A 25355-nucleotide genomic window follows, 5' to 3' on the forward strand; every position below is an offset into this window, starting at 1 on the left:
GCCCCGGTCAGCCATCCCCATTTCATGATCGAACCACCACTGAGGTACACTCTGCGGCCCGAATTCGCATGACCGCCGCCGCTTCCCATGAACCTGATACTGCTGTTCGAAGATGATTTCGTCGCCACCGACCGGGTGATACTGGCCGACCGCCGCTTCCACCATATCCGCCAGGTCCAGCAACCGGCGCTCGGCGACAGCCTGAAGGTCGGTTTGCTGAACGGCGAGATCGGCCGGGGGCTGGTGATGGCGATCGACGACCGCCAGATCGAGTTGGCGGTCCGGCTGGAGCGGCAACCGCCACGCCCGCTGCCGCTGACCCTGATCATGGCGTTGCCGCGGCCGAAGATGCTCAAGCGCACCCTGCAGAGCGCCACCGCGATGGGGGTCAAGCAGCTCTACCTGATCAACTCCTACCGGGTCGACAAGAGCTTCTGGTCATCGCCCTGGCTGGCCGACGGCAAGATTCACGAGCAGCTGCTGCTCGGCCTGGAGCAGGCCGGCGACACCCTGCTGCCACAGGTCCACCTGCGTAAGCGCTTCAAGCCGTTCGTCGAGGACGAACTGCCGGCGATCGCCGCCGACAGCCGGGCGCTGATCGCACACCCCTACCAGGCCGCCGAGTGCCCGGCGCCGCTGGATACCCCGACCACCCTGGCGGTCGGCCCGGAGGGCGGCTTTATCCGCTACGAGGTGGATAAGCTGATTGAAACCGGTTTCCAGCCGATCCATATCGGCGAACGGATTCTGCGGGTGGAAAACGCGGTGCCGGTGCTACTGGCCCGCTTATTCCCGATTTTTTGACCCCGGTCAGCTGTTCGGCAGAACAAACCGTCACAGTGCTTGACAGATTACAGAAATGTAATAAGAATAATTCGCATTAAACTTATTAAACCAGTGACCGGGACGTTCAAATCAGTATTATGAAAATCTCCATCAAGGCACTCTCCTGCGCCGCTCTGGCCACCTTGTTCAGCTTACCGAGCGCCCAGGCCGCCGACGAGGTCAACATTTACTCCTACCGCCAGCAGTTCCTGATTCAACCTTTGCTGGACGCATTCACCGAGGAAACCGGCATCGCCACCAAGGTGGTATTCGCCAAGAAGGGCCTGCTGGCCCGACTGAAACATGAAGACAAGAACTCGCCGGCCGACGTACTGCTGACCTCCGATATCGGACCGCTGTACGACGCCGTCGAACAGGGGCTGACCCAACCGATCCGCAGCGAGATCATCGATCGCAACGTGCCGGCCAAATACCGCGACCCGGCACACCAGTGGGTCGGCCTGACCTCCCGCTCGCGCATCATCTACGCCTCCAAGGAACGGGTCGAGGCGGGCGAGATCAGCCGCTACGAAGACCTGACCGACCCGAAATGGAAAGGCCGTATCTGTACCCGCAGCGGCAAGCACACCTACAACCTGTCGCTGATCGGTTCGATGATCGCCCACAAAGGCGAAGCGGAAACCAAGCAGTGGGTGGAAGGACTGAAAGCCAATCTGGCGCGCAAGCCGCAGGGCAACGACCGCGCCCAGGTGAAAGCAGTTAAAGAGGGTGTCTGTGATATCGCGCTGGGCAACTCCTACTACTTCGGCAAGATGATCACCAACGACAAGAAGCCGGAGCAGATCGAGTGGGCCCAGTCGGTCAACCTGATCTTCCCGAACCAGGATGACCGCGGTGCGCATATGAATATCTCCGGTGCGGCGATCACCAAGTATGCCCCGCACCCGGCCGCGGCCCAGAAGCTGATCGAGTTTCTGACCACCGAGAAGGCGCAGAAGCTGTACGCCGAGGTCAACTTCGAGTTCCCGGTGCGGCCGGGCACCGAGCGCTCCGAACTGCTCAACAAATACATGGGCGAGTTCAAGGAGGACGCTATCAACCTGCAGAAAGTGGCCGAACAGCGCAGCGCCGCTGCCAAACTGGCCGACCAGGTTGGTTTCGACAACTGATTGAAATCAGCTAATTAGCTAGTTGCTGGCTGATTGATGGCGGGGCCCCGGGGGGCTCCGCCTTTGCCGTATCTGGAGCACGATGAAAGCACTGCCGCTCGCCCCCAGCCTGCTGCCGCCGCGCAGCAACCGCCATCCCGGCCTGATGCGCTGGTACTTGTCTACCTGGCTGACCGCCGCGCTGGTCGCCCTGCCGGTGCTGTCCGTGTTCTACCTGGCGCTGTTCCCGAAAGAGAATATCTGGCCGCACCTGGTCGACACCGTGCTGCCGGTCTATGTCTGGACCACCCTGCAGCTGCTGCTGGGGGTCGGTACGCTGGCGGTGTTCCTGGGTGTCGCCACCGCCGGGCTGGTCACCCTGTGCCAGTTCCCCGGCCGGCGGATCTTCGAATGGGCCCTGCTGCTGCCGTTTGCGGTGCCGGCCTACGTGATCGCCTATATCTATACCGACCTGCTCGAGTATGCCGGCCCGCTGCAGGGCTTGCTGCGCGAGCTGTTCGGCTGGCACAGTGCCCGCGATTACTGGTTCCCGGAGATCCGCAGCCTGGGCGGCGCCATCCTGATGCTGGCACTGGTGCTTTACCCCTACGTCTACCTGCTGGCGCGCGCCTCCTTCCTGGAGCAGTCCAACAGTCTGCGCGACGCCAGCCGGATGCTCGGCTGCAGCGGCTGGACCAGCTTCCTGCGCATCACCCTGCCGATCGCCCGGCCGGCGATCGCCGTCGGCCTGGCACTGGTATCGATGGAGACCCTGAACGACTTCGGCACGGTGGACTTCTTCGCGGTGAAAAGCTTGAGTGCCGGCATCTACGACACCTGGCTGAACATGGGTAACCTGGGCGGCGCGGCGCAGATCGCCAGCCTGATGATGATCTTCGTGGTGATGCTGATCAGCCTGGAGCGGATCGCCCGGGCCCGCCAGAAGCAATACCACGGCAGCGACCGTTTCCAGGCGCTGAATACCATCCGGCTGCGCGGCTGGAAAGCGGCGGCAGCGTTCAGCCTCTGCGGCGCGCCGGTACTGTTCGGCTTCCTGTTGCCGGTGATCGTACTGGCCGGCTATGCCAGCGACCACCTCGACCAGCTCTGGCAGCAGGATTTCCTCAGCTACGCCAGCCACAGTTTCAGCCTGTCGGTGATGGCGGCGCTGTGCACCATCGCCATCGCCCTGCTGCTGGCCTACAGCAAGCGACTGCACCAGAAACGCAGCCTGCAGCATGCCGCCAATCTGTCCAGCCTCGGCTACGCGATGCCGGGCGCGGTATTGGCGATCGGCGTGATCATCCCACTGGCGGCGTTCGACAACGCCGTCGACCAGTGGCTCAGCAGCCACTTCGGTATCTCCACCGGCCTGCTGCTGAGCGGCACCACCTTCGCCATCGTGTTCGCCTACTCGGTGCGCTTCCTGGCGGTGTCCACCGGGGCGATCGATTCCAGCCTCAGCAAGGTCACCCCGTCGATGGATATGGCGGCCCGCTCGCTGGGCCACAATCCGATGCAGACCCTGCTGCGGGTGCACCTGCCGCTGATCCGCGGCGGCATCCTGACCGCCGGCCTGGTGGTGTTCGTCGACTGCATGAAGGAACTGCCGGCCACGCTGATTCTGCGACCGTTCAATTACGATACCCTGGCGACCTTCGTCTACCAGTATGCCTCGGATGAGATGCTGGAGGAGTGCGCGCTGGCGGCCCTGTTGATCGTGCTGGTCGGGGTGATTCCGGTGATCCTGCTGAGCCGCACCATCACCGCTACCCGGCAACAGAAGGTTAGTTAACAGCGATAAGCGGCAAGCTGCAAGTTCGCTTGCGACTTGCCTCAGCTGCTTCAAACTACGCCTGCACCCGCCGCACCGCCTCCTGCCACTGGGCGTAGAACCAATCACGGCGCTCCTTGCTCATGGCCGGTTCAAAACTCTTGTCGCAACACCACATGGCTTGCAACTGCTCGAGGGAGGCGAACACCCCCGCCTGCAAGCCGGCCAGATAGGCGGCGCCCAGGGCGGTGGTTTCGATGATCTGCGGGCGATCGACCCGGGCGCCGAGAATATCGGCAAGGAAATTCAGCACCCAGTTGTTGGCTACCATGCCACCATCCACCCGCAACGTGGTGGGACGCACCCCATCGCTCTCCATCGCTTTCTGCAGATCCTTGGTCTGGTAACAGACCGACTGCAGGCCTGCCGTGACGATCTCCTTGATGCCGGTATCCCGGGTCAGGCCAAAGATGGCGCCGCGGGCATTCGGGTTCCAGTAGGGCGCCCCCAAACCGGTGAAAGCCGGCACCATGAAGACGCCGTGGTCCAGCGGGGTCTGCTCGGCCAGGGATTCCGTTTCCCCGGCGCCCTTGATCAGCTGTAAGCCGTCGCGAATCCATTGAATCGCCGCGCCGGCAATGAAGATACTGCCCTCCAGGGCGTAGGTCGGCGTGCCGTTGAGGCGATAGGCAACGGTGGTCAACAGTCGGTTGGCCGACCTCAGCGCCTTATCGCCGGTATTGAGCATAAAGAAGCAGCCGGTGCCGTAGGTGCTCTTGGCCATACCTTCGGCGAAACAAGTCTGGCCAAACAGCGCGGCTTGCTGATCACCGGCGATCCCCTGTACCGGCACCGAAGCCCCCAACAGCTCGGCGTCTGTCCAGCCGAAATCGGCGGCGGAATCCATCACCTCCGGCAGCAGGGAGGCCGGGATATCAAACAACTCCAGCAACTCGCTGTCCCACTCCTGAGAGTGGATGTTGAACAGCATGGTCCGCGAGGCGTTGGTGGCATCGGTACGGTGGACCTTGCCACCGGTCAGCTGCCACAGCAGGTAGCTGTCCACGGTGCCAAATGCCAGTTCACCGCGCTCTGCCCTCGCGCGCGCTCCAGGCACCTCATCCAGCACCCAGCGCAACTTGGTGGCGGAAAAATAGGGATCGATCAACAAACCGGTTTTGCTGCCGACCAGCTCCTCCAGCCCTTGCTCGGCAAGGGATTCGCAATAGCCGGCGGTACGCCGATCCTGCCAGACGATGGCGTTGTAAATCGGCTTGCCGCTCTGGCGATCCCATACCAGGGTGGTTTCCCGCTGGTTGGTGATGCCGATGGTGATCAGCTCTTCAGCACCGATGCCGTTTTCCCGCAGCACCTGGCGGCAGGTACGCAGCACGGTCCCCCACAGATCGTCCGGATTGTGCTCCACCCAGCCATCTTCGGGAAAGATTTGCGGGAACTCCTCCTGGGCAATGGCATGGACCCTTCCTTCTCGAGTGAAAAGCACGGCCCTGGAGCTGGTGGTTCCCTGATCAATCGACAAAATGTAACCGGACATGAACATTACCCTTATGCTTATTATGTATGTTCTAATTTTTTCGATAATGCATCATTTGGAATACCAGGGCAATTTGCTTTTTCCAAAGCGATCACGACCAGCCCCAGCGGTCGCTGTGCCAAAACGAAAACGGATATGGGATAATCCAGCCGTTTCAATCCCTTATGTACCGCCGTAGCAAAACTCGCGGGCCGCATGAGGCAGTGCAACCGACCAAGATGAGCAAAAGGTTATACCGGTATGTCGCAGAGCCAACGCCAGCATCAGATCCTGGAGCTTATTCAGCACAAGGGGTTCGTCAGCATCGACGAACTGGTCGAGCACTTTAAAGTCACCCCGCAAACCATCCGGCGCGACCTGAACCAACTGGCGGATGCCGACAAGATCCGCCGCCATCACGGTGGGGCCGGAGTGGAGTCCAGTACCGTCAACGCCTCCTACCAGTCGCGTAAGATCATGAACCTGGCAGCCAAGGAACGGATAGCGGCCGAGCTGGTGAAGATGATTCCGGACGGCGCCGCACTGTTTATCAACATCGGCACCACCACCGAGACCATCGCCAAGGCGCTGCTCAACCACCGTGACCTCAAGGTGGTTACCAACAACATCCACGTGGCGTCGATCCTGTCGGCGAAAGAGGACTTCACCGTGATCATCGCCGCCGGCGAGGTGCGCCATCGCGATGGCGGCATCATCGGCGAAGCAACCTGCGACTTCATCAGCCAGTTCCAGATGGACTACGGCATTATCGGTATCAGCGGCATCAGCCTGGACGGCTCGCTGCTTGACTTCGATTACCGGGAGGTGAAGGTGGCCCAGGCGATCATCGAACACTCCCGCCACGTGATTCTGGCGGCGGACCACACCAAGTTCGGCCGCAGCGCGATGGTCAAGCAGGCCAATATCTCCCAGGTCAGCCACCTGTTTACCGATGAAGCGCCGCCCGCCGAGATCGCCGAGATCCTGGACGCAAACAATATCAGCACCCATGTCGTCTAAGGAACCTGCGAACAAGTCCCTTGGGCCTCTGGCTTTCGGAGCGGTCAGAGATCAATACCCACACGCAAGGGCATAAAGGCCACGATTGCAGGCGTACTGGTTGTCCCCGGCGCGCCGGCCGGACGTAAATCGTTAACGCAGAGCTTTGATCGCCCGGGTGCCGGACCACCGAAAGCCCCCTCTCAGCGGTAAGAGCGGCACCTCCACTTCGCCTCCTCCCTGCCCGCGCGGAACTTCGCCGGGCTTTCCAACCTATTGTTTTATAAGCGCCTTACAAGATTGTCGTCGGCATAGAGCATACCGGCGCAAATCCTCACGCCCCTTAATGTTCGTTTTTTATTGATTTTGTTCGATATAGAACACTATATTAAATGAAAGCGAACATATTGCGATTCAACCTGAACGCAGTCCGGCGCTGAATTGCAGTATCCGGCAAGACGATCACACCGAGGAGAGAACGGAGATGAGCCTGAAGCACGAGATCTACGACCTGCTGGTGGTAGGCGGCGGAATAAATGGAGCCGGCATAGCGGCCGATGCGGCCGGACGCGGCCTGAAGGTCGTGCTGTGCGAAATGAACGATCTGGCTTCGGCGACCTCATCCAATAGCAGCAAACTGATTCACGGTGGCTTGCGTTACCTGGAGTACTACGAGTTCCGCCTGGTGCGCGAAGCGCTGGCCGAGCGAGAGGTATTGCTGAAGAATGCGCCGCATATCATCTGGCCGCTGCGCTTCCGCCTGCCGCACCGCCCCCATCTGCGTCCGGCATGGATGATCCGTGCCGGCCTGTTCCTTTACGATCATCTGGCCAAGCGGGTGACCCTGCCGGCATCCAAAAGCTTGACCTTCGGTAGCGACAGCCCGCTGATTGCCCAGATCAGTCGCGGCTTCGAGTACTCCGACGGCTGGGTGGACGACGCGCGCCTGGTGGTTCTGAATGCCCAGGCCGCCCGGCAGAAAGGGGCCGAGATCCATACCCGCACCAAATGCATCAGCGCCAGGCGAACGGCCGATCTCTGGGCTGTCACCCTGCAGAACACCCTGACCGGCGAAACCCATGAGCTAAAAGCACGCGCGTTGGTCAACGCCGCCGGCCCCTGGGTATCCAGCCTGTTCGGCGACGTGATGGCGACCAAGGCCCCGAAGAGTATCCGCCTGGTGAAAGGCAGCCATATCATCGTGCCGCGTATCCACAACGAACCGGAAGCCTACATCCTGCAGAACGAAGATGGCCGCATCGTATTCGTGATCCCGTACGAGGACCGCTTCTCGCTGATCGGCACCACCGACGTGGAATACCAAGGCGATCCCGCCGAGGTGGCGATCAGCCAGGATGAGGTGGAGTACCTGGTGGCGGTAACCAACCAACACTTCAAACGGCGGATCAGCGCCCAGGACGTACTAAGCAGCTACTCCGGGGTACGCCCACTTCTGGATGACGAAGCCGACTCGGCCCAGGCGGTGACCCGCGACTACACCTTCGAGGTGGACGCACCCGGCCAGCAGGCGCCGCTGCTGTCGGTGTTCGGCGGCAAGATCACCACCTACCGAAAATTGTCCCAGGCGGCGGTGGACCAGCTGAGCGAGTTCTTCCCCCAGGCGGGTCCCCAATGGACCGCTGACGCGCCGCTGCCGGGTGGTGACTTTGACAGTCAGCCGCAGCTGCAGATGGACCTGAAAAAGCGATATGGCTGGCTTCCCCAGCCGTTGGTCAAGCGTTATGTGCGCAGCTACGGCACCCTGACCCACCAGTTGCTGAAAAACTGCAACGGCCCGAACGATCTGGGACAGGACTTTGGCGCCGGCCTGCACGAGGCCGAAGTGAACTACCTGATCGAACAGGAATGGGCTCAGACGGCGGAAGATATTATCTGGCGCCGGACCAAGTTCGGCCTCTACCTGAACGAAGCGCAGATCGAGCATCTGGCCCGCTTCATCAACCACCACCCCGGTTTACAGGAGTTGCGGGCGGTCTCTTGAGCGGAGCGGCCGGGACTCACGCCCTGAAATATCCGGGAGCCGCAGGGTTCTCCCCCCAATCACCCGGCGTGTCAGCGGCGCGCCGGCGGGGCCGACTTTGCCTGCAGAAACTCCCTGATCTTAATAACGATAAAAGAAGGCGGGTAATGCTATGTCTATCAGAGTTGCAATCAATGGTTTTGGCCGCATCGGCCGCAATGTCCTGCGCGCCCTGTACGAGGGGGGCTACCGGGATCGGATACAGGTCGTTGCGATCAATGACCTGGGCGATGCGCGGATCAATGCCCACCTGACCCGGTTCGATACGGTACACGGCAAGTTCGCCGGCAGCGTCGAGGTGGACGGCAGCGAACTGCTGATCAACGGCGACCGGATCAAGACCTACTCGGAACGCAACCCGGCGGCACTGCCCTGGGCCGTGCTGGATGTGGATGTGGTCTATGAGTGCACCGGTCTGTTTACCAGCCGCGACGCGGCGGCGGCGCATATCGAAGCCGGCGCGAGAAAGGTGATCATCTCCGCACCGGCCAGCGGCGTCGATGCCACCGTGGTCTACGGCATCAACCACCAGCGACTGCGTGCCGATCATCAGGTCATCTCCAACGCCTCCTGCACCACCAACTGCCTGGCGCCGATCGCCCACCCCCTGCATGCGGCACTGGGGATCGAGAACGGCCTGATGACCACCATCCATGCCTACACCAACGACCAGAACCTGAGCGACGTATACCACCCGGATCTCTACCGCGCCCGCGCCGCGACACACTCGATGATCCCGACCAAAACCGGTGCGGCAGCGGCTGTTGGCCTGGTACTGCCGGAGCTGAACGGCAAGCTGGACGGAATGGCAGTGCGAGTACCCACCATCAACGTATCCCTGGTGGATCTGAACTTTGTCGCCAGTCGCGACACCAGCGTTGAGGAGGTGAACGCCATTATCAGCGAAGCCGCCCACGGTGCGCTGAAAGAGATATTGAAGGTCAACAGCCTGCCGCTGGTCTCCGTAGATTTTAACCATGAGCCGGCCTCGTCGGTGTTCGACGCCAGCCAGACCAAGGTGAACGGTCGCCTGGTGAAGGTGATGGCCTGGTACGACAACGAGTGGGGCTTTTCCAACCGCATGCTGGACAACACCCTGGCCCTGATGCAAGCCGTTTAACCTGAACAGGCCGTCATTATGCAACGCAGAACAAAAATTGTTGCCACCCTGGGGCCCGCGACCAGCAGCCCCGAAGCGATCGAGCAACTGGTTATCGCCGGCGTGAACGTGGTCCGCCTGAACTTTTCACACGGCTCGGCACAAGAGCACCAGGCTCGTGCCACGCTAGTGCGGGAATTCGCCGAAAAGCATGGCCGTTTCGTCGCCATCCTCGGCGATCTGCAGGGACCGAAGATCCGTATCGCCCGCTTCCGCAACGGCAAGATCCAGCTGGAGCAGGACCAGCCGTTTATCCTCGATGCCGCCCTGGACGCCGATCAGGGCGATGCAACCCGGGTGGGGATCGATTACAAGGCGCTGGTCAGCGACAGCCGTCCGGGCGATGTTTTGCTGCTGGACGATGGCCGGGTCGAGCTGGTGGTGCAGCGGGTGGAAAACCAGCAGATCCACTGCGCGGTTCAGGTAGCCGGTCCGCTCTCCAACAACAAGGGGATCAACCGCCAGGGGGGCGGACTGTCCGCAGCCGCGCTGACCGACAAGGACAAGCGCGATATCCAGCTGGCCGCCGATATCGATGTCGATTACCTGGCGGTCTCCTTCCCACGGAATGGCCAGGACATCGAGTACGCCCGCCGGCTGCTAACGGCTGCCGGTAGCGATGCCGGCATCATCGCCAAGATTGAACGGGCTGAAGCGGTAGCGGACCACGCCGTGCTGGACGAGATCATCGCCGCCTCGGACGGGGTGATGGTGGCGCGTGGCGACCTGGGGGTCGAGATTGGCGATGCCGAGCTGATCGGCGTGCAGAAGCACATCATCGAACGGGCGCGCACCTTCAATCGGGTGGTGATCACCGCGACCCAGATGATGGAGTCGATGATCCACAGCCCGATGCCGACCCGGGCGGAGGTGTTCGACGTCGCCAATGCGGTACTGGACGGTACCGATGCGGTGATGCTGTCGGCCGAAACCGCCGCCGGCGACTATCCGATCCAGACCGTCGAGGCGATGGCGCGGGTGATCGTCGGTGCCGAACGCCATCCGATCAACCGCCGCTCGAAGCACCGCATCAATGAGGCCTTCGAACATATCGATGAGACCATCGCCCTGTCGGCGATGTATGCCGCCAACCACCTGGAAGGGGTCGGCGCGATCATCTGTATGACCGAAAGCGGCGCCACACCGCTGCTGATGTCGCGAATCCGCTCCGAGCAGCCGATCTTCGCCTACTCCCGTCACCCGAAAACCCAGCGCCGGGTGGCGATCTACCGGGGTGTAAAAACGGTGCCGTTCAACAGCGAAAACATCCCCAACGCCGAGATCAACCAGCGCGCAGTGGACGAGCTGGTACGACGGGGTGTGGTTAAAGAAGGCGACCTGGTGATCATCACCAAGGGTGATTACGTCAACGCCCAGGGCGGGACCAACACCCTGAAGGTGGTCCGGGTCGGCAAAAACATTCAGTAGGGATGCCGCAGCAACAGAGAGCACAACCATGCAATCGGTACATAAAAACAACAGTCCCGAAAAGAAGGCCGTTCAGACCGCACCTGCGGCCGAGGTAGACAAGCGTAAGGTTGCCGAAGAACAGGCGCGGCAGAAACTGAAGCGGCTCAGTCGAGAGACCGTTGACTGCTCCTCCTACGACTTTTAACCACGGCCGGAGTATCCATCACCATGGCTGCATTGATTAAAAATATTATCGCCCGCGAAGTACTGGATTCCCGCGGCAACCCCACTGTGGAAGCGGATGTAATCCTGGAATCCGGCGCGCAGGGTTCGGCCTGCGCGCCGTCCGGCGCCAGCACCGGTTCCCGCGAAGCGCTGGAACTGCGCGATCAGGACCCGCAACGTTATCTCGGCAAGGGGGTGCAAAAGGCGGTCGCCAACATCAACCAACAGATCAGCAAGCTGTTAAAGGGGTTTGATCCGGAAAATCAGACCCTGGTGGATACCATGCTGATCGAGAAAGACGGCACCGCCAACAAATCCTTTTATGGCGCCAACGCGATCCTGGCGGTCTCCCTGGCGGCGGCCAAGGCGGCGGCGGCCGACAAAGGCATTGAACTGTATCAGCATATCGCCGAACTGAACGGCACGCCGGGACAATACCGTATGCCGCTGCCGATGATGAACATCATCAATGGCGGCGAACATGCCGACAACAATGTGGATATCCAGGAATTCATGATCCAGCCGGTGACGGCGGGCAGCTTCCGCGAAGCGCTGCGCATGGGCGCCGAGATCTTCCACCACCTCAAGGCGGTATTGAAAGGGCGCGGCCTGAACACGGCGGTCGGTGACGAAGGCGGCTTCGCCCCGGACCTGGCCTCCAATGAGGAGGCGCTGGCGGTGATCAAGGAGGCGGTGAAGGCTGCCGGCTACGAGCCGGGCCGGGATGTGACCCTGGCACTGGACTGCGCCGCCTCCGAGTTCTACCGCGAGCAGCGCTATCATCTCGACGGCGACGGCAAGTCATTTACATCGGCGGGGTTTGCCGAATACCTGGCAACCCTCTGTGCGGCCCATCCGATCAGCTCGATCGAGGACGGCCTGGACGAATCCGACTGGCAGGGCTGGCAACAGCTGACCGCGCTGCTGGGCGATAAGATACAGCTGGTGGGGGACGACCTCTTTGTCACCAACGCCGAGACCCTGCAACAGGGGATCGAACGCGGTGTGGCCAACTCGATCCTGATCAAGTTCAACCAGATCGGTACCCTGAGCGAAACCCTGGCGGCGATCCGCACCGCCCAGGCGGCCGGCTATACCGCGGTGATCTCCCACCGCTCCGGCGAAACCGAGGACACCACCATCGCCGATCTGGCCGTGGGCACCTGCGCCGGCCAGATCAAAACCGGCTCCCTCTGCCGCTCCGACCGGGTCGCCAAGTACAACCGCCTGCTGCGTATCGAAGAACAGCTGGGTAGTGCCGCCCTGTTCCGTGGCCGGGCGGAGATCAAGGGACAATGAGCAAAGGAGATCAAGAGATGCGACAGAAGCTCGTCATCGGCAATTGGAAGATGAACGGCGATCGCACCCGCAATGCCAAGCTGATCGCCAGCCTGGCAAAGGGGCTGCACGGCCATGACAGCTGCCGGATAGTTATCTGCCCGCCCTTCCCCTACCTGTTGCAGGTAAGCGACGGGTTGGTCAATCGCCATATCAGCCTGGGGGCGCAGAATGTCAGCCAGTACGACCAGGGCGCCCACACCGGTGAAGTCTGCGCCGCCATGCTGGCGGAGATGGGCTGCGCTTACGTACTGCTCGGCCACTCCGAGCGGCGCCAGGACAATCGCGAATCCGATGCCGAGATCGCACAGAAGTTTGCCATGGCCTTGGCAGCAGGAATCAGCCCGGTGCTCTGTGTCGGTGAAAGTCTGGCCCAGCGCCAGGCGGATCAAACCGAGACGGTGGTTGCCGGGCAGATCCGGTCGGTGATCGATCAATTGGGTATTGCAGCCCTCACAGGCGCCATCATCGCCTATGAACCGGTCTGGGCGATCGGTACCGGTGAGACCGCAACCCCGCAGCAGGCCCAGGCGGTGCATCTGGCCATCCGCAACCTGATTCGAGAGTACGATCCCGCAATGGCGGAGCAGCTGCCGATCCTCTATGGCGGCAGCGTCAAAGCGGATAACGCCGCCGCTCTGTTCCAACAGGATGATATCGACGGCGGCCTGATCGGCGGCACTTCACTGGACGCCGAAGCCTTTATCCAGATCTGCCGGGCCACCGCTTAAAAAGTCCTGGTAAATAAAGTCATCGATCGGTTCCTGATGAACCAGCCTTCACCCGTATATCCTCGGTCCTTTCTTACAATACGGGTGAAGGCATTTTTTCCAGCCATGTTTGCTAACTCTGTAGCAGCGGGCTCCGACCGCGACAGGGCCTTTAGTTCTTTATCCCAAGTTCACGCAAGCGCTTATACAGCGTATTTCGGCTGATCCCCAGTGCCTGCGCGGTACGGGAGATATTGCCCTTGTGCAGGGTATAGGCACGCAAGGTTTCATCGGAAACGCTGGAAGCTGTCGGCACCACTGGCTCGGCCGCCTTCGGGCTGGCCAGCTGTGGCGGCTCTTTGGCCGCCGCCGGTTCCTGGTCCGCCTCGGCGAAAAAGTCGTCCGGCAGGTGCCAGGGCTGAATTTTTTCATCGCCCGCCATGGCCAGCGCAATCTGCATGACACTGATTAACTGGCGGATATTTCCCGGCCAGCCATGACGCAATAACAGCTGCATCACCTCGTCAGACAACGCTTCCGGTTGACTCTCTTCACGATTGAACCGATGGACCTGACGGATAATATCCGCCTTATCGCCACGCTCGCGAAATGGCGGCAACTCGAGGTTCAGGCCGCTGATACGGTAGTAGAGATCCTCGCGAAACTCACCACTGCTGATCCTCTCTTTCAACGACCTTTTCGAGGAAGATATTATTTTTATATCTACCTCATAGGATGTATTCGAGCCCAACGGACTGACTTTTCGCTCTTCAAGAACCCGTAGAAAACGGGTCTGGGCGGCGGCCGGCATTTCACCGACCTCATCCAGGAACAGGGTGCCTCTGTGGGCCTTACGGATTAAACCGGCCGAGCCGATATCATCCCGGTCATAACCGAACAGCTCCGACTCGATCTGGTTTTCCGGAATGGCCGCGCAGTTGATCACCACCAGCGGAAACGACCGCCGGCTGCTGGCCTGGTGCAGGGCCCGGACAAACGCCTCCTTGCCGACCCCGGTCTCACCGTGGATCAGGATCGGTATATCCTTCTCCATGATGGTCTGGGCCATGCGGATACAACGCTCGACTTTTACATCGCCGAAGCTGATCTGTTCCAGCGTCGGGCCCTGATGCTCCTGCACCTCCCGCTGCACCCTGTCACGAAAGTCGGGCGCGATGGCGTGGCTGGTGGTGGGACGTTTGACCATGGCGAACATCTGGTACTTGCCCAGGGCATAGACCGCGATCGGTTCCCCCTCCGGATGGTTCTTCAGGTCGAACAGCCGGCAGCCGAACACCTCCTCCACGTTGGTCAGCGCCAACTCGAAGCGCAGCAGCATCTCGGCCCGACGGTTGGCGGAGATGATGGTGCCGTTCTCGTTGAATGCGATCAGGCCAGCCCACTGGCTGTCCAGATTATCGGTATTGGTGTTGAAGGTCATCAGGAAGTCGTCGCTGCCGAACTTGCTGATAATCAGCCGGTTCTCCACCGACTGGGACATCATCTTCACCATTCCCAGGGTATGGGCCTGGGGCAGGTAGGCATCGCTGGATACATCCAGCACCGCCAGCAGTTCATTGTTGGTGTCGTAGATCGGCGCCGCCGAGCCGATCATGAAGCGGTTGGTTTTCAGATAGTGTTCGTCGCGCTGGACCTGGACCGCCTGACCGGTGGCCAGTGCCGTGCCGATCGCATTGGTGCCATTGATCCGTTCCGACCAGTTGACGCCCTCGTCAAAGCTGTGACGCTTGCGGTTATCCACGAAGCGGCGGTCGCCCCAGCAGTTCAGCACCTGCCCCTGCTGATCGGCCAGCATGATCAGGCAGCTGGAGTTGGCCAGGATATTTTCGTAGTAGGGCAACACCTCATGATCGGTGGTATCGATCAGGAAGTGGTGCTGATGCTGCAGCTCCTTCAACTCCCCCTTGGAAGCGGACGCCGCGGCCGGGCCGGCTTCCGGATCCAGGCCGTAGTCGTCGCAACGCTGCCAGGATGCCTTGATCAGAAGGTCGTGGCCTAAGGTGCTTTTATTATCGTTTTTCATCGCCCCGTCTCTGCAGCCAGCACCGGTTCGGGCCTGCCCTGCATTTTCGTTTTGTGGTGTGCACTGCGTTGAACACTGCCACAGACTGTTCAGTATATCTGCTCAAAACTGTTCAGGACCACTGTTTAATTGAACAAAATGATTAAAAAGTGAAGGCCATCTTGCGTACGCGAAACATCACGCAACCGCACAAAACCCTTTAATAACAATAACTTAAAAAAACGTGAATTTTTTGTTGCGTTGTTTTTTTCAGCAATGCAATGATCGGAATTCGAATTCGAACATTGCTGTACTTTGACACGGGTTGGAATTCACCTCCTGGCGGGCGGCACGCGTGAGCCAGGGGGGCGTTGAAAAAGAATAATAAAGGGCAACACCATGTCTTTAACGCTTCAAAACGTAACGCGTATCGTCGATGGTGAGTACCACCTTGACGACGTAAACCTGATGCTGGAGCCCGGGTCGTTCAATGTCCTGCTCGGACGGACCCTGGCGGGTAAGACGTCACTGATGCGATTGATGGCCGGGTTGGATAAACCCTCCGAAGGTCGCGTGCTGATGAACGGTGTGGATGTAACGGGTGTGCCGGTTCAGCAGCGAAATATCTCCATGGTCTATCAGCAGTTCATCAACTATCCGAACTGGACTGTTTTCGAAAACATTGCCTCGCCCTTGCGTCTGGCCAAGGTGGCCGAGCCGGAGATCAAAAAACGGGTCAAGGAAACTGCCGAGATGCTGCATATCGAGCAGTTCCTCGAGCGCCGCCCACTGGAACTGTCCGGCGGTCAGCAGCAGCGTACCGCGATGGCACGGGCACTGGTAAAGGATGCCAGCCTGATTCTGTTCGATGAGCCACTGGTCAACCTGGACTACAAACTGCGTGAAGAGCTGCGCCAGGAGATCCGCGAACTGCTCAAGGCGCGCAACTCCATCGCCGTCTATGCCTCCACCGAACCGAACGAGGCCCTGGCCCTCGGCGGCAAGACCACCCTGCTGCATGAGGGCAAGGTGATCCAGCACGGCAGCTCATCCGAGGTGTACCGCTATCCGGTCAACGTCGATGCGGCGGAGCTGTTCAGCGAGCCGCCGATCAACCTGATCCGCGGCTTTGTCTCCGATACCGAGGTGACCTTCGACAGCACCGTACACTTCCCATTGAACCAGGATATACGTGGCCTGAAACCGGGCGACTACTACTTCGGCATGCGGCCGAGCCATATCGGCCTGGTACCCCACAACGATGACGACCTGGAGGTCTCCGTTCGGGTCGAGCTGGCTGAGATAAGTGGCTCGGAAACCTTCATGCACGTGAAGAACGAGCACTTCAATCTGGTACTGCAACTGTCCGGCGTACATGAATATCACACCGATACGCCGATCAAGGTCTACCTGCCGACCCACAAACTGTTCGTGTTCGGGCTCGACGGCCAGATGCTGCAGGCACCCGGTCGACTGTATCAGGGGGGATACCATGGCTGAAATTCATCTGAAATCGCTGGCGCACAGCTACAGCGCCCAACCCAGATCGGCGGCGGATTATGCGATCCGCGAGATGGACCACATCTGGCACCAAGGCGGCGCCTACGCCCTGCTGGGCCCCTCCGGCTGCGGCAAGAGCACCCTGCTGAACATCATCTCCGGCCTGCTGTCGCCGTCCGAAGGGGAGGTATTGTTCGACGGCCAACGGGTCAACGAGATCCCACCGGAGGAGCGCAATATCGCCCAGGTATTTCAGTTTCCGGTGGTCTACGACTCGATGACGGTGTACGACAACCTGGCGTTCCCGTTGCGCAATATGAAGCTCCACGAGTCCAAGATCCGCAGCAAGGTGTTGGAGATCGCGGAGATCCTCGAACTGCAGCCGCTGCTGGATAAAAAGGCCAAGAACCTGACCGCCGACGAGAAGCAGAAAGTCTCCATGGGACGCGGCCTGGTGCGCGATGACGTGTCGGCGATCCTGTTCGACGAGCCGCTGACCGTGATCGACCCCCACCTGAAATGGAAGCTGCGCCGCAAGCTGAAGCAGATCCACGAGCAGTTCAATATCACCATGGTCTACGTCACCCACGATCAGCTGGAAGCGGCCACCTTCGCCGACAAGATCGCGGTGATGTACGGCGGTCAGATCGTGCAGTTCGGCACCCCGCGCGAGCTGTTCGAAGCGCCGAACCATACCTTTGTCGGCTACTTCATCGGCAGCCCCGGCATGAACATCCTCGACGTGAAAAGCTGTCAGGGCGGTGTGGAGTTCAACGGCGTACAGGTACCGCTGGATGCCGAGCTGTGCCAGTTCCTGGACGAGGTACCAAGCAACAACATCAAGATCGGTATCCGGCCGGAGTTTATCCATATCTCCAACGAAACCATCAAAGGGTCTTACGAGTGCGCGGTTATTCACATCGAAGACCTGGGTACCTACAAGATCCTCACCCTGGACTTGGCCGGCAACCTGATCAAGGCCCGTCTGGACGAAGACCAGCAAGTTCCCGAAGGCAGGGCCTACGTCAGCTTCCCCAAACAGTGGTTGAAGCTCTATGTGGATGAGTTCCTGGTCGAGGAGGCTGCGCAATGACCAAAGTAGAAAACAACAAGGCCTGGTTCCTGGTGTTGCCGGTATTCCTGCTGGTGGCGTTCTCTGCCGTGATCCCGCTGATGACCGTGGTGAACTATTCCGTGCAGGATATCTTTGACCAGCATACCGCCTATTTTGTCGGTGCCGAGTGGTACCGCGAAATGCTGCAGGACCCGCGCCTGCATGACTCCCTGCTGCGTCAGTTCATCTTCTCCGGCTGCGTGCTGCTGATCGAGATCCCGCTGGGCATTGCGGTGGCGCTGATGATGCCGACCAAAGGCCGGGCCGCCTCGCTCTGCCTGATCCTGCTGGCGATCCCGCTGCTGATCCCCTGGAACGTGGTCGGCACCATCTGGCAGGTGTTCGGCCGCGCCGACATCGGCCTGTTCGGCTGGGCGATCAACAGCCTGGGTATTGACTACAACTACGCCGCCAATCCGATGGATGCCTGGTTCACCGTGCTGCTGATGGACGTCTGGCACTGGACCTCGCTGGTGGCGCTGCTGTGCTACTCCGGCCTGCGGGCGATCCCGGAAGCCTACTACCAGGCGGCGCGTATCGACCGCGCCTCCAAGTGGGCCATCTTTCGCTATATCCAGCTGCCGAAACTGAAAAGCGTGCTGGTGATCGGGGTGCTGCTGCGCTTCATGGACAGCTTCATGATCTACACCGAGCCGTTCGTACTGACCGGCGGTGGTCCGGGCAACTCCACCACCTTCCTCAGCCAGACCCTGACCAAGATGGCGGTCGGCCAGTTCGACCTGGGACCGGCGGCGGCGTTCTCGCTGATCTACTTCCTGATCGTGTTGCTGGTGAGCTGGCTGTTCTTCACCACCATCTCACACCTGGACAAGGCTAAATAAGGAGGCCGACATGACTGCGACGATCAATAAGCCTGCGCGGTTCAGCGGCGTCAACAGCGGCGCGAAACGCAAGGTGGACACCCAGCTGCGCAGGAAGCTGGGTATCAGCGCCTATATCCTGTTCGTCCTGGTGCCGATCTACTGGCTGCTCAACATGTCGTTCAAGAGCAACGAGGAGATCCTCGGCGGCCTGAGCCTGTGGCCGCAGAATTTCACGCTGGACAACTACGCGGTAATCTTCAGCGATCCGAGCTGGTACATGGGCTACGTCAACTCCATGACCTACGTCTCGCTGAACGTGATCATCACCCTGCTGGTGGCGCTGCCGGCGGCCTACGCCTTCAGCCGCTACAAGTTCACCGGTGACAAGCACCTGTTCTTCTGGCTGCTGACCAACCGGATGGCACCGCCGGCGGTGTTCCTGCTGCCGTTTTTCCAGCTCTACTCCTCGGTGGGACTGTTTGACACCCACCTGGCGGTGGCACTGGCGCACTGTCTGTTCAACGTGCCGCTGGCGGTCTGGATTCTGGAAGGCTTTATGTCCGGGGTGCCGCGCGAGATCGACGAAACGGCCTATATCGACGGCTACAGCTTCCATAAGTTCTTCCTGAAGATCTTCCTGCCGCTGATCCGCTCGGGGATCGGGGTAACCGCGTTCTTCTGCTTCATGTTCTCCTGGGTGGAACTGTTGCTGGCACGCACCCTGACCTCGGTCGAAGCCAAGCCGATCGCCGCGATCATGACCCGTACCGTCGGAGCCACCGGGATCGACTGGGGTGTACTGGCGGCCGCCGGCGTGTTGACCATCATTCCGGGCCTGCTGGTGATCTGGTTTGTCCGTAACCATGTGGCAAAAGGTTTTGCCCTGGGCCGAGTCTGATAGGAGGTATGCACTATGAACTGGATGGCTTGGACACTGCCGACGGCAATCTTCTTCTCCGTTATTGCCGCAATTCTGCTTTGCATGACCCTGTACGAAGTTCGATCACCCTGCATCGAGCGCAAGGGGTTTCTGCCGATCGCAACCACCCGCGGCGATCGCTTATTCATCGGTCTACTGACGAGTGCATATATTCACCTGGCCTATGTCGGCTTAACCGACATGAGCCTGTGGATTGCACTGGGAATTTCCTGCGTATGGCTCTTTATCGTTATGCGATGGGGATAGCACCTCTCCGTTATTGACAGAGAGGATTAGCTCACGGCTGGGGTCGCAAACCCGTAACCGGTTTGCACCGGCCCCGGCCTCTTTCAAAGCTGGAAGGAAGGCATGGATCTCCGTTGCCGGGAATCTTTTGCTGCCAACAAATCGAAACCTTCATTTATGAGGCTAAACATGAAAAAAAATAATAATTTGCCAAAAGCCCTGCTGCTCAGTGCCGCGGTTTCCCTCGCCGGCTTGAGCTGGCATGCCCAGGCAGATCAATACGGCGACGCGGCTCAGAAGTGGCTGGCCCAGGAGTTCAATAAATCCAGCATCACTCAGGATGAGCAGTTGAAAGAGTTGGCCTGGTTTACCGAGGCGGCCAAGCCGTTTCGTGGCATGACCATCAACGTGGCCTCCGAAACCATCGCGACCCATGAGTATGAGTCCAAGGTACTGGCAAAGGCGTTCGAGGAGATCACCGGCATCAAGGTCGTACACGACCTGATTCAGGAAGGTGATGTAGTCGAGAAACTGCAGACCCAGATGCAGTCCGATCGCAATATCTACGACGCCTACATCAACGACTCCGACCTGATCGGCACCCATTTCCGCTACGGTAAGGTGGTACCGATCTCCGACATGATGGCCGGTGACGGCAAGGCTTATACCCTGCCGACCCTGGACCTGGACGACTTCATCGGCCTGGATTTCACCACCGGCCCCGACGGCAAGTTGTACCAGTTGCCGGACCAGCAGTTCGCCAACCTGTACTGGTTCCGTGCCGACTGGTTCGCCCGCGACGATCTGAAGAAACAGTTCAAAGAGATCTACGGATACGAGCTGGGGGTACCGAAGAACTGGTCCGCCTATGAGGATATCGCCGAGTTCTTTACCGATCACGTCAAGGAGATCGACGGCGAGCGTGTCTACGGCCACATGGATTACGGCAAGAAAGATCCCTCCCTGGGCTGGCGCTTCACCGACGCCTGGTTCTCCATGGCCGGTGCCGGTGACCGCAACCTGCCGAACGGCCTGCCGGTGGACGAATGGGGTATCCGCGTGGATGGCTGTAAACCGGTCGGTTCCAGCGTCGAGCGTGGCGGTGCCACCAACGGCCCGGCGGCGGTCTATGCCACCACCAAGTATGTGGACTGGCTGCGCAAGTATGCACCGCCTCAGGCCCAGGGCATGACCTTCTCCGAGGCCGGCCCGGTGCCGGCGCAGGGCAACATCGCCCAGCAGATCTTCTGGTACACCGCCTTCACCGCCAGCATGACCAAAGAGGGCCTGCCGGTGGTGAACGCCGACGGTACGCCGAAATGGCGCATGGCACCGTCGCCGAAAGGCCCGTATTGGGAAGACGGCATGAAGCTGGGTTATCAGGATGCCGGTTCCTGGACCTTCCTCAAGTCCACCCCGGACGAACGCCGTCTGGCGGCCTGGCTGTACGCCCAGTTCACCGTCTCCAAGACCGTGTCACTGCAGAAAACCCTGGTTGGCCTGACGCCGATTCGTGAGTCCGATATCAACTCCGACGTGATGACCGCGGAAGCGCCGAAGCTGGGTGGTCTGGTGGAGTTCTACCGCAGTCCGGCCCGTACCCAGTGGACCCCGACCGGCACCAACGTACCGGATTACCCGAAACTGGCCCAGCTGTGGTGGCAGTACATTGCGGAAGCGGCCAACGGCGAAAAATCGCCGCAGGAAGCGCTGGATGGCCTGGCCGCCGCGCAGGACAAGGTACTGAAACGTTTGGAACGGGCCGGTGTGCAGGGCGAGTGCGGTCCGAAACTGAACCCGAAACGTGACGCCGAGTACTGGCTGAGCCAGCCGGGTGCACCGAAAGCGAAACTGAGCAACGAAAAACCGCAAGGTGAAACCGTGGCTTACGAGGACCTGCTGAAAAGCTGGAAGGTAGCAACCACCAACTAAACCGGCGCGGTGCCCGCCGGCTTGCCGGGTGGGCACCTTTTCCAATCACCACCGCTACTTGCTATTTTTCCAGCATGCGCCCGCTGTTTGCCGCTTGAAAAAACAACTAGCGATCGAAGGCGATCGGCCGGTGCACCTTAACCTGCAGGCCGACACGGTCACCGACTCGGATCGGCAACGGCTCGCCGCACTCCGCCTCCACTGCCCGGCCGTTATCCATCTGTAACTGGTAACGGGTATTGGCGCCCATGAACTCCATCGCCACCACCTCGGCACAGCCGCTACCGTTGGCAACCGCCACCGGGGTCAGGTCGGACGGACGGATAAACAGCTCTACCGCCTTGCCGATCGGCTGGCAGAACGGCTCGGCGAACTCCAACAACCCCAGCTCGGTCTCGACCTGGTTTTCGGTCACGCAGTTGCCGGCGAACAGCTCGCCCTTACCGACGAAGCCGGCCACCAGAGGATTGACCGGCTGATGGTAGAGCTCCTGCGGAGTGCCCCACTGCTGCAGCCGCCCGTCAGCCAGGATGCCGACCTGATCGCCGATGGCGAACGCTTCCTGCTGGTCGTGGGTTACCACGATGGCGGCGATGCCCTGCGCCTTCAGGATATCGCGCACCTCCAACGACAGCTGGGTACGCAGGTCGGTATCCAGGTTGGAGAATGGCTCATCCATCAGCAGCAGTTTCGGTTTCGGCGCCAGCGCACGGGCCAGAGCCACCCGCTGCTGCTGGCCACCGGACAGTTCGTGCGGGTAGCGGTCGGATAGATCGGGCAGCCGCACCAGCGCCAGCATCTCAGTGACCCGCTGGCGCTTCTGCGCACCGCTCAGGCCACGCAGGCCGAAACTGATATTGTCGGCCACGCTCAGATGCGGGAACAGCGCATAATCCTGGAACACCATCCCCATCTGGCGTGCCTCCGGCACCAGCGTCTGCTGCTCGTCGGAGACCACCTCGCCGGCCATCCGGATGGAACCGGCCTGCACCGGATTGAAGCCAGCCACCGCCCGCAGCACCGTAGTCTTGCCACAGCCACTGGGGCCCAGCAGACAGGCGATCTCGCCACGCGCGACCGAGAAATCGATCCCTTGAACGATCAGTTGCTGTTCATAGGCACAGCTCAGACTTTCAACTTGCAGCAGTGGTTCCATGGGTGCGTTTCTACTTCATTCCAACACGGTGACAAGGGACATTATTGTAATGGAAATCATTCTCGACCGCCGAGAATTTTACCCAACAATGCCCAGTCAAACGCCGGCCCCGGATCGGTTTTCCGCTGCGGGGCGATATCGCAATGGCCGACCAGCGCCTGCGTATCTATATCGGGGTAGGCCTGGCGCAACGCGGCGATCACCCCGGCCAACGTCTGGTACTGGGCGTCGGTATAGGGGGTGTCGTCGGTTCCCTCCAGTTCGATACCGATGGAGAAATCGTTGCAGTTGTCACGGCCGGCATAGCAACTCTGGCCGGCATGCCAGGCGCGCTTGTCGAAATCGACGAACTGAACAACCGCGCCCGCTCGCTCGATCAGCAGGTGGGCCGACACCTGCAGGTCCTTGATCTGCTGGTAGTAGGGATCGGCTTCCACCGGCAACCGGTTCTGGAAAAACAGCTCGACATGGCCGCTACCAAATCGCCCCGGCGGCAGACTGATATTGTGGATCACCAACAGCGAGACCGGCTCGCCGGCCGGCCGCTCATTGAAGTTCGGTGAAGGTACCTGGCGCGCCTGCAGCAGACGGTGATTGCATACCTGATAGCGGCTGTTCATTCTCTATCGACCCAGGCCGGTTTTGGGTAAAATAAGCGCCGCATCATAACACGATGGCACCTCAAAGAATCGTCACGAGTGGCTTGAGGGCGTGCGCCCGGAGCACAGGAACCGCAGTGTATAAGGCATACATGTGGATTCCGGGCACCGCGCAACGAAGCCCAGGAGTCACCCAGTAGATTTATCGAGGTGCCCTTGAGCCAACCTTCGTAATATCGGTAGCCATTTCCATGCTGACATCTCAGGACCTGAAGAACGACATCGTAGCCACCGTGCGCCATGCGCTGAGCGAGGATATCGGTAGCGGCGACGTGACCGCCCAACTGATCCCCGCCGAGCAGCAAGCCACCGCACGGGTGATCAGCCGCCAGGATGCGGTGATCTGCGGCGTCGAATGGGTCAATGAGGTGTTCCGCCAGGTCGATCCGAGCCTGACCATCGACTGGCGGGTGAAGGATGGTGAACGGGTGGTACGCGACCAGGTGCTGTTCACCGCCAGCGGCTCCGCCCGCAGCCTGCTGACCGCCGAACGCGGCGCGCTGAACTTCCTGCAGACCCTGTCCGGCACCGCCACCACCAGCCGCCACTATGCCGACCAGGTCGAGGGCACCGGCGTCAAGTTGCTGGACACCCGCAAGACCCTGCCGGGGCTGCGCAAGGCCCAGAAATACGCGGTCACCTGCGGCGGTTGCTACAACCACCGTATCGGCCTGTACGACGCTTTCCTGATCAAGGAAAACCATATCATGGCCTGCGGTGGCATCGACGCGGCGGTGGCCACCGCCAAGCGCAACGAGCCGGGCAAACCGGTCGAGGTGGAAGTGGAAACCCATGCCGAGCTGGAGCAGGCGCTGAATGCCGGCGCCGATATCGTGATGCTGGACAATTTCAGCCTGGAGCAGATGCGCGAAGCGGTCGCCTTCACCGCCGGCCGCGCCAAACTGGAAGCCTCCGGCGGCGTCACCGACGAGATGCTGCGGCCGATCGCCGAAACCGGCGTCGACTATATCTCCATCGGCGCGCTGACCAAGCACTGCCAGGCGGTCGACCTGTCGATGCGGTTGATTGATTGAGTGAACAGCTAAGAGTTAAGAGTTAAGAGTTAAGAGTTAAGAGTTAAGAGTTAAGAGTTAAGAGTTAAGAGTTAAGAGTTAAGAGTTAAGAGTTAAGAGTTAAGAGTTAACAGCTGACAGCCGGCTACGAAGCCCGCGGTATCAGAGATATCGCGGGCTTTTTTGAACCCACAGGGTTATCGGCTGGATACGAGGTGTAACTAGTAGCAGCCCGCTTGGCATGCCCGTTGGGTACTGAAGGCGACATCCGCGGACCCCGCCAGATTCATCGCGGTCAGAGCCCGCTGCTACGAATGTTCTGCCGTAGCAGCCCGCTTGGCATGCCCCTTGGGTACCGAGGGCGACATCCGCAGACCCCGCCAGATTCATCGCGGTCGGAGCCCGCTGCTACGAATGTCCTGCCGTAGCAGCCCGCTTGGCATGCCTTTGGGTACCGAGGGCGACATCCACGACTCCTGCCAGATTCATCGCGGTCAGAGCCCGCTGCTACGAATGTCCTGCCGTAGCAGCCCGCTTGGCATGCCCGTTGGGTACTGAGGGCGACACCCACGGACCCCGCCAGATTCCTCGCGGTCGGAGCCCGCTGCTACGAATGTCCTGCCGTAGCAGCCCGCTTGGCATGCCCCTTGGGTACCGAGGGCGACATCCGCAGACCCCGCCAGATTCATCGCGGTCGGAGCCCGCTGCTACGAATGTTCTGCCGTAGATACCATCTCTCGATTCCGGCCACAACGGCCTTTTACGGCAGTTGTGGTTGGAATTCTTGCTGGTTTTTCACCACACCGAAACAGATGTGTACCAGCTTGCGCATGGCGGCGCCCAGC

21 protein-coding genes are annotated in these 25355 nt (G+C 60.4%); 17 read left to right on the forward strand and 4 right to left on the reverse strand.

The annotated features are described in order from the left end of the window. Positions 1 to 87: 87 nt before the first annotated feature. From K6T12_RS08960 to K6T12_RS08970, 3 genes are all read left to right on the forward strand, one after another. A complete protein-coding gene (locus K6T12_RS08960) occupies positions 88 to 804 on the forward strand; it encodes a 16S rRNA (uracil(1498)-N(3))-methyltransferase (RefSeq protein ID WP_222221590.1) in 717 nt (238 codons plus the stop codon). 119 nt (positions 805 to 923) lie between these two features. After that, positions 924 to 1955 carry a Fe(3+) ABC transporter substrate-binding protein gene (locus K6T12_RS08965; protein ID WP_222221592.1) on the forward strand — a complete coding sequence of 344 codons (1032 nt, stop codon included), beginning with the start codon at positions 924 to 926 and terminating at the stop codon, positions 1953 to 1955. Positions 1956 to 2037: 82 nt separating this feature from the next. Next, on the forward strand, positions 2038 to 3729 hold the full coding sequence (locus tag K6T12_RS08970; protein ID WP_222221594.1) for an ABC transporter permease: 1692 nt from the start codon (positions 2038 to 2040) through the stop codon (positions 3727 to 3729). Positions 3730 to 3784: 55 nt separating this feature from the next. Here K6T12_RS08970 and glpK read toward each other — a convergent pair whose 3' ends face one another. Then, a complete protein-coding gene (glpK, locus tag K6T12_RS08975; protein ID WP_222221596.1) occupies positions 3785 to 5263 on the reverse strand; it encodes a glycerol kinase GlpK in 1479 nt (492 codons plus the stop codon). Positions 5264 to 5503: 240 nt separating this feature from the next. On the opposite strand from glpK, the gene K6T12_RS08980 reads away from it, so the two are divergent. From K6T12_RS08980 to tpiA, 7 genes are all read left to right on the forward strand, one after another. Then, positions 5504 to 6262, forward strand: a complete 759-nt coding sequence (locus tag K6T12_RS08980) for a DeoR/GlpR family transcriptional regulator (protein ID WP_222221598.1) — start codon at positions 5504 to 5506, stop codon at positions 6260 to 6262. A 463-nt stretch (positions 6263 to 6725) separates the two neighbouring features. Beyond that, positions 6726 to 8243, forward strand: a complete 1518-nt coding sequence (gene glpD / locus K6T12_RS08985) for a glycerol-3-phosphate dehydrogenase (RefSeq protein WP_222221600.1) — start codon at positions 6726 to 6728, stop codon at positions 8241 to 8243. A 151-nt stretch (positions 8244 to 8394) separates the two neighbouring features. Then, on the forward strand, positions 8395 to 9402 hold the full coding sequence (gene gap / locus K6T12_RS08990) for a type I glyceraldehyde-3-phosphate dehydrogenase (protein WP_222221602.1): 1008 nt from the start codon (positions 8395 to 8397) through the stop codon (positions 9400 to 9402). An 18-nt stretch (positions 9403 to 9420) separates the two neighbouring features. Continuing rightward, a complete protein-coding gene (gene pyk, locus K6T12_RS08995) occupies positions 9421 to 10869 on the forward strand; it encodes a pyruvate kinase (protein ID WP_222221604.1) in 1449 nt (482 codons plus the stop codon). Between the two features lie 28 nt (positions 10870 to 10897). After that, complete coding sequence (locus K6T12_RS09000) at positions 10898 to 11056, forward strand: hypothetical protein (protein ID WP_222221606.1); 159 nt, start codon at positions 10898 to 10900, stop codon at positions 11054 to 11056. Between the two features lie 23 nt (positions 11057 to 11079). After that, positions 11080 to 12375, forward strand: coding sequence for a phosphopyruvate hydratase (eno, locus tag K6T12_RS09005; RefSeq protein ID WP_222221608.1), 1296 nt, complete (start codon positions 11080 to 11082; stop codon positions 12373 to 12375). A 17-nt stretch (positions 12376 to 12392) separates the two neighbouring features. Then, on the forward strand, positions 12393 to 13145 hold the full coding sequence (gene tpiA, locus K6T12_RS09010; protein ID WP_222221610.1) for a triose-phosphate isomerase: 753 nt from the start codon (positions 12393 to 12395) through the stop codon (positions 13143 to 13145). Between the two features lie 151 nt (positions 13146 to 13296). On the opposite strand, the gene K6T12_RS09015 is transcribed toward tpiA, so the two are convergent. Then, on the reverse strand, positions 13297 to 15168 hold the full coding sequence (locus tag K6T12_RS09015) for a sigma-54-dependent Fis family transcriptional regulator (RefSeq protein ID WP_222221612.1): 1872 nt from the start codon (positions 15166 to 15168) through the stop codon (positions 13297 to 13299). 378 nt (positions 15169 to 15546) lie between these two features. Between K6T12_RS09015 and K6T12_RS09020 the strand changes: the two genes are divergently transcribed. The 6 genes from K6T12_RS09020 to K6T12_RS09045 all read left to right on the forward strand — a co-directional run bounded on the left by K6T12_RS09020 (position 15547) and on the right by K6T12_RS09045 (position 21682). Then, positions 15547 to 16647, forward strand: a complete 1101-nt coding sequence (locus K6T12_RS09020; protein ID WP_222221614.1) for an ABC transporter ATP-binding protein — start codon at positions 15547 to 15549, stop codon at positions 16645 to 16647. After that, positions 16640 to 17740: an ABC transporter ATP-binding protein gene (locus tag K6T12_RS09025; RefSeq protein WP_222221616.1), complete on the forward strand. Its 1101-nt coding sequence runs from the start codon at positions 16640 to 16642 to the stop codon at positions 17738 to 17740. Before K6T12_RS09020 ends, K6T12_RS09025 begins: the two co-directional genes overlap by 8 nt. Next, positions 17737 to 18603 (forward strand): carbohydrate ABC transporter permease, encoded by an 867-nt coding sequence (locus K6T12_RS09030; protein ID WP_222221618.1) that lies wholly within the window; start codon positions 17737 to 17739, stop codon positions 18601 to 18603. Before K6T12_RS09025 ends, K6T12_RS09030 begins: the two co-directional genes overlap by 4 nt. Positions 18604 to 18613: 10 nt before the next feature. After that, positions 18614 to 19483: a carbohydrate ABC transporter permease gene (locus tag K6T12_RS09035; protein WP_222221620.1), complete on the forward strand. Its 870-nt coding sequence runs from the start codon at positions 18614 to 18616 to the stop codon at positions 19481 to 19483. A gap of 15 nt (positions 19484 to 19498) precedes the next feature. Beyond that, on the forward strand, positions 19499 to 19771 hold the full coding sequence (locus K6T12_RS09040) for a DUF2160 domain-containing protein (protein WP_222221622.1): 273 nt from the start codon (positions 19499 to 19501) through the stop codon (positions 19769 to 19771). 168 nt (positions 19772 to 19939) lie between these two features. Then, complete coding sequence (locus K6T12_RS09045) at positions 19940 to 21682, forward strand: ABC transporter substrate-binding protein (RefSeq protein WP_222221624.1); 1743 nt, start codon at positions 19940 to 19942, stop codon at positions 21680 to 21682. Between the two features lie 106 nt (positions 21683 to 21788). On the opposite strand, the gene K6T12_RS09050 is transcribed toward K6T12_RS09045, so the two are convergent. Then, positions 21789 to 22838: an ABC transporter ATP-binding protein gene (locus K6T12_RS09050; RefSeq protein ID WP_222221626.1), complete on the reverse strand. Its 1050-nt coding sequence runs from the start codon at positions 22836 to 22838 to the stop codon at positions 21789 to 21791. Between the two features lie 56 nt (positions 22839 to 22894). Further along, positions 22895 to 23458, reverse strand: coding sequence for a 1,6-anhydro-N-acetylmuramyl-L-alanine amidase AmpD (gene ampD / locus K6T12_RS09055; RefSeq protein WP_222221628.1), 564 nt, complete (start codon positions 23456 to 23458; stop codon positions 22895 to 22897). Between the two features lie 230 nt (positions 23459 to 23688). Here ampD and nadC point away from each other — a divergent pair, with 230 nt between their 5' ends. Then, on the forward strand, positions 23689 to 24531 hold the full coding sequence (nadC, locus tag K6T12_RS09060) for a carboxylating nicotinate-nucleotide diphosphorylase (RefSeq protein WP_222221630.1): 843 nt from the start codon (positions 23689 to 23691) through the stop codon (positions 24529 to 24531). Positions 24532 to 25355: the final 824 nt, after the last annotated feature.

It is taken from the genome of Marinobacterium arenosum (assembly GCF_019795155.1).
GTDB lineage: Bacteria > Pseudomonadota > Gammaproteobacteria > Pseudomonadales > Balneatricaceae > Marinobacterium_C > Marinobacterium_C arenosum.